This is a genomic window from Pantoea sp. AG702, from assembly GCF_003182295.1.
Taxonomy (GTDB): Bacteria; Pseudomonadota; Gammaproteobacteria; order Enterobacterales; family Enterobacteriaceae; genus Pantoea; species Pantoea ananatis.
This window is the reverse complement of the sequence record NZ_QGTU01000009.1, coordinates 148,731-154,906: the sequence shown is the minus strand read 5'-3', so window position 1 is coordinate 154,906 and position 6,176 is coordinate 148,731. Positions and strand designations below refer to the sequence as shown.

The following is a 6,176-nucleotide window of genomic DNA, read 5'->3' as shown; positions in this document are numbered from 1 at the left end:
GCCGCGACGAGGACGGCTGCGCCAGGGATGGCGCATCCGGACGGTCCGTCAGGCCGCAGTGAGTGACGAAGGTACAGCGGCGGCTGCCGGACGCCGGGATTGTTAAGGGGCTGGCGCAAGCCCCTTAACCCGACCGCCTGCACGGACAGGCTGCAACTCCCCGACGCCTGGCGGGCGGAACCTGCTCAGAGCATAACGGTATGCTCACCGCCTCACAGGCAGAGCCAAACCCAATGATGAATAAGCCCTCACAGGCAGGGGTTTTCCGGAGGCATCCGCCGCGCTGAGGAGAGAACGGAGGCCAGGACGGCGCGGCACGGAAACCGCGACGAGGACGGCTGCGCCAGGGATGGCGCATCCGGACGGTCCGTCAGGCCGCAGTGAGTGACGAAGGTACAGCGGCGGCTGCCGGACGCCGGGATTGTTAAGGGGCTGGCGCGAGCCCCTTAACCCGACCGCCTGCACGGACAGGCTGAAACTCCCCGGTGCCTGGCGGGCGGAACCTGCTCAGAGCATAACGGTATGCTCACCGCCTCACAGGCAGAGCCAAACCCAATGAGGAATAAGCCCTCACAGGCGGGGGTTTTCAGAAGGCATCCGCCGCGCTGAGGAAAGAACGGAGGCCAGGACGGCGCGGCACGGAAGCCGCGACGAGGACGGCTGCGCCAGGGATGGCGCATCCGGACGGTCCGTGAGGCCGCAGCGAATGACGAAGGAACAGCGGCGGCTGCCGGGCGCCGGGATTGTTAAGGGGCTGGCGCAAGCCCCTTAACCCGACCGCCTGCACGGACAGGCTGAAACTCCCCGGCGCCTGGCGGGCGGAACCTGCTCAATGCAAGACCGTGCCCCCACACCTGCAAGGTGCACAACCGTTGCGGGTGGAACCTGCTCAGAGCAGAAACGTTACCGCCAAACTACAACCTTACCGGCGAAATATTCCAAATCTCATCCGCATATTCCTGAATCGTACGGTCAGACGAGAAATAGCCCATGCCAGCTATGTTCATAGCCGCCCGGTGCTGCCAGACATCCGGCTGGCGATACAGTTCATCAACCTTATCCTGCGTATCCACATAGCTGCGGTAATCTGCCAACAGCTGATAGTGATCGCCGAAGTTGACCAGCAGATCGAACAGATTACGGTAACGGCCGGGATCCTGCGGACTAAAGACGCCTGAGGCCAACTGAGTCAGCACCTGATGCAACTCTGCATCTTCTTCATAGTATTTACGCGGGTTATAACCTGCTTTACGCAAGGCTTCGACCTGCGGCGTTGTGTTACCAAAAATGAAGATGTTCTCTTTACCCACATGCTCCAGCATTTCAACGTTGGCCCCGTCCAGCGTGCCGATAGTCAACGCGCCGTTGAGCGCAAATTTCATATTACTGGTACCCGATGCTTCGGTACCTGCCGTTGAAATCTGCTCAGAGAGATCGGCAGCAGGAATAATAATCTGCGCCAGACTCACGCTGTAGTTAGGAATAAATACGACCTTGAGTTTGTTTTTAACCTGAGGATCGTTGTTGATGACCTTAGCCACATCGTTAATCAGATGAATAATGTGCTTGGCAACGTAGTAAGCGGACGCGGCTTTACCTGCAAAAATGTTAACACGCGGCACCCACTCGGCGTCCGGATCGGCTTTGATGCGGTTGTAGCGCGTAATCACGTGCAAAACGTTAAGCAACTGGCGCTTGTACTCATGGATGCGCTTAATCTGTACGTCAAACAGCGCGTTAGGATCGATAACGACATCCAGATTCTTCGCCACCCAGATCGCCAGACGTTTTTTGTTTTCCAGCTTGGCTTCGGCCACTTTCTCAATAAACGCAGGATAATCAACACAGCTTTTGAGTTCACTGAGCTGGCTTAGATCGGTGCGCCAGTTACGGCCAATTTGTTCGTCCAGTAATTCTGACAGTGGCGGATTAGCCAGCGCCAGCCAGCGACGTGGCGTTACGCCGTTGGTTTTGTTACAGAATCGGCCTGGGAACAGCCGCGAGAAATCGGCAAACAGGGACTGAACCATCAGGTTCGAGTGCAGTTCAGAAACGCCGTTAACCTTATGACTGACAACAACAGCCAGCCAGGCCATACGTACCCGACGCCCGTCGTTCTCGTCGATGATCGAAATACGCGACAGCAGATCCCAGTCGTCTGGATAGTATTCCTGAATCGTTTTAAGGAAAAAGTCGTTGATTTCAAAGATGATGCTCAGATGACGCGGCAGGATCTTACCGATCATATCTACCGGCCAGGTTTCCAGGGCTTCAGTCATTAACGTGTGGTTGGTGTAAGAGAACACCTGGCAGCACACATCAAACGCATCATCCCAGGTGAATTTATGCTCATCAATCAACAACCGCATCAGCTCAGGAATCGCTAACACCGGATGTGTGTCATTAAGGTGAATGGCGATTTTATCAGCCAGATTGTTCCAGGTGCGGTGCATCATCCAGTGGCGATTCAGGATATCCTGCACGGTAGCTGACACCAGGAAGTACTCCTGACGCAAACGAAGCTCACGCCCGGAATAGGTCGAGTCATCGGGATAAAGCACGCGCGACACGTTTTCTGAGTGGTTTTTATCTTCCACAGCCGCAAAATAGTCACCCTGGTTGAATTTACCCAGGTTGATTTCGTTACTGGCCTGCGCGCCCCACAAACGTAACGTATTGGTCGAGTCAGTGTCGTAGCCAGGGATAATTTGATCGTAGGCCATGGCGAGAATTTCTTCGGTTTCCAGCCAGCGCACTTTTGCACCTTCGTGCTGAACGCGGCCACCGAAGCGAACTTTATAACGGGTGTTGAAGCGCTGAAACTCCCACGGGTTACCGTATTCCAGCCAGTAATCCGGAGACTCTTTCTGCTCGCCATCCACAATATTTTGTTTGAACATGCCGTAATCATAGCGGATGCCGTAGCCGCGTCCGGGCATGCCCAGCGTAGCCAGAGAATCCAGGAAGCAGGCGGCAAGACGGCCTAAGCCCCCGTTGCCCAGGCCGGGATCGTTCTCTTCTTCCATGAGTTCGGCCAGATCAAGGCCCATTTCGTCCAGTGCCAGATTGAGATCGTCGTAGATCCCCATGGCCAGTAGCGCATTGCCCAACGTGCGGCCCATCAGGAATTCCATCGACAGGTAATAAACCTGACGCACATCCTGGGAAAGTTGAGCACGATTAGAACGCAGCCAGCGCTCTACCATGCGATCGCGCACGGCAAGCAACGCGGCGTTGAGCCATTCATGTTTGTTCGCAATCGAAGGGTCTTTACCAATGGTGAACATCAGTTTGTAAGCGATTGAGTGCTTTAAGGCATCAACCGTCAACGTAGGTGAAGCGTAAGTGAATGGTGTATTCATTTTCTGTTTCCCAATCCGTTACAACAAACGTTGGTAAAGATCGCGGTAGGCTTGAGCGGCAACCTGCCAGCTAAAGTCCATTCCCATCGCCTGACGCTGCACATAACGCCACAGTGAAGGACGAGACCACAACACAAAAGCGCGACGAATGGCCCTTAATAAGGACCAGGCATTACTGTCTTCGAAACTGAACCCACTGGCAATGCCATCCGCTAAATTTTCTAGCGAACTGTCGTTGACCGTATCCGCCAGCCCGCCCGTGCGGCGGACCAGTGGCAGCGTGCCGTATTTCAGTCCATAGAGCTGTGTCAGGCCGCAAGGCTCAAAACGGCTCGGTACCATAATGACATCGGCCCCACCAACGATGCGATGCGAGAATGCCTCGTGGTAGCCAATCTGCACGCCCACGCTGCCGGGATGTTCGGCGGCGGCGGCCAGAAAGCCCTGCTGCAGCTCAGCATCACCCTGTCCTAACAGCACCAGCTGTCCGCCCTGCGCCAGTAAACCCGGCAGCGCTTCCAGCACCAGATCCAGCCCTTTTTGCCGGGTCAGGCGGCTGATCACGGCAAACACCGGTGCTTTATCGTCAACCTTCAGTCCCATCGCAACCTGCAGCTGGCGCTTGTTTTCCGCTTTAGCTTCCAGCGTATCCCGGTTGTAGCGGGAGCTCAGCAACAGATCGTGAGAAGGATCCCAAATAGCCGGGTCCACGCCGTTCAGAACGCCGCTCAGGCGACCTTCACGCATACGCTGTGCCAGCAACGTTTCCATGCCATAGCCGTACTCTGGTGTCGTAATTTCACGCGCGTAAGTTGGGCTGACTGCCGTCACGTGGTCGGCGTAGAACAAGCCGGCCTTCAGGTAAGAGATCTGGCCAAAGAACTCCAGACCAAACATGTTAAAAAACGATTGTGGCAGCTGAATCTGATCCAAATGGTGCGCCGAAAAAAGCCCCTGATAAGCCAGGTTATGCACGGTGAAGACAGACTTAGCCGGACGGCCACGCGCCTCCAGATAAGCACACGTCAGACCCGCATGCCAGTCGTGTGCATGAACAATATCCGGTCGCCAGTAGCTATCCAGCCCGCAGCCTAACTCACAGCCCATCCATCCCAGTAAAGCAAAGCGCAAATAGTTGTCGACGTAGGCAAACTGCGATTCATCATGATAAGGACTGCCCGGCCGATCGTAGAGATCGGGAGCGTCGATAAGATAGATACCTACCCCATCGAATCGCCCAAAAAGCAGGCGCACCGGACCGGCAAAGGTTTGCAGTTCCGCAACCACCTGCGTATCGGGTATTCCTTTACGTAATGCAGGAAACGCGGGTAACAACACACGCGTATCTGTTCCACCCGCAATTTGTGCCTGAGGTAATGCTCCGACTACATCAGCCAGCCCGCCCGTTTTCAGCAGCGGGAAAAGTTCTGAACAGACATGTAAAACCTGCATCCTCGACCTCATTAAGTTACCAGGCACGATCCTCGTGCCGATGGGTTGTGTGCCGCTTGTCGTTTATGATCCCGCGCTATTTAGTTTGGCCAGCATGGCGCGCGTAACCAGTACAATGCCTTCTTCTGAACGGAAAAACCGGCGGCTGTCTTCATCAGGGTTTTCACCAATCACCATCCCTTCTGGCAGCACACAGGCGCGGTCAATGACGCAGCGGCGCAGACGACAGGATCGGCCGACTACCACATCAGGTAGCAGTACCGTTGAATCGATATTGCAAAATGAGTTCACCCGCACGCGGGAAAACATGATCGAATTCACCACCACCGATCCCGAGATAATGCAGCCACCGGAGACCAGTGAGTTCATCGTCATACCATGGCTGCCGGAACGGTCCTGAACAAACTTTGCCGGTGGCAAAGGTTCCATGTGCGTCCGAATCGGCCAGGTGCTGTCGTACATGTCCAGCTCGGGTGTAACAGAGGCTAAATCAAGGTTGGCGCGCCAGTAGGCTTCCAGCGTACCCACATCCCGCCAGTAGGGCGGTGCCTCGTGATCGTTTTGCACACAAGAGATCGCAAACGAATGGGCGTAGCCCTCTCCACTCGCGACCACTTTTGGCAGAATATCTTTGCCGAAATCGTGGCTTGAACCTGCTTCATGCAGGTCGGCTTCCAGCAAGCCATAGAGGTATTCGGCGTCGAAGACATAAATTCCCATACTGGCCAGCGATTTGGTGTCATCGCCCGGCATTGTCGGTGGCTTCGGCGGCTTCTCTACGAAATCGATTACTTTATTGTTTTCGTCGACGGCCATCACACCAAATGCGGTCGCCTCATGCACCGGCACGGGCAGACAGGCGATGGTGCATCGCGCATCGTTCAGCACGTGGTCCAGCAACATCCTTGAGTAATCCATCTTATAGATATGATCACCGGCCAGGATGACGACGTACTGCGCGCCATAGCGTCGGATAACGTCAAGGTTCTGTGTTACTGCATCCGCTGTTCCGCGATACCATTGCTCCGTCGAGAAGCGCTGCTGCGCAGGTAGCAGGTCAACAAATTCATTCATCTCTTCGTTGAAGATAGACCAACCACGCTGAATATGTTGAGTTAACGTATGAGACTGGTATTGCGTAATGACCCCAATGCGGCGAATCCCTGAGTTCACACAGTTGGAAAGTGCAAAGTCGATAATGCGGAATTTGCCACCAAAGTGAACGGCGGGCTTGGCACGCTTAGCGGTAAGATCGACCAGACGCGTACCGCGTCCACCAGCCAGTACAAGGGCAACGGTTTGTGTAGGGAGCTGGCGCGCCAGCATGAGATGTTCTGCTCTTTCTAATTTGACCATGTCTGA

The 6,176-nt window shown here is 55.1% G+C and carries 3 protein-coding genes; all 3 read right to left on the bottom strand.

The window, feature by feature from the left end; translation table 11 throughout:
• Positions 1 to 914: 914 nt before the first annotated feature.
• Positions 915 to 3,362 carry a glycogen phosphorylase gene (gene glgP, locus DFO57_RS19915; protein ID WP_013027535.1) on the bottom strand — a complete coding sequence of 816 codons (2,448 nt, stop codon included), beginning with the start codon at positions 3,360 to 3,362 and terminating at the stop codon, positions 915 to 917.
• An 18-nt stretch (positions 3,363 to 3,380) separates the two neighbouring features.
• Entirely contained in the window at positions 3,381 to 4,814 is a 1,434-nt protein-coding gene (gene glgA, locus DFO57_RS19910) for a glycogen synthase GlgA (RefSeq protein ID WP_014604840.1), read from the bottom strand.
• Positions 4,815 to 4,877: 63 nt separating this feature from the next.
• Positions 4,878 to 6,170, bottom strand: coding sequence for a glucose-1-phosphate adenylyltransferase (glgC, locus tag DFO57_RS19905; RefSeq protein ID WP_110015625.1), 1,293 nt, complete (start codon positions 6,168 to 6,170; stop codon positions 4,878 to 4,880).
• Positions 6,171 to 6,176: the final 6 nt, after the last annotated feature.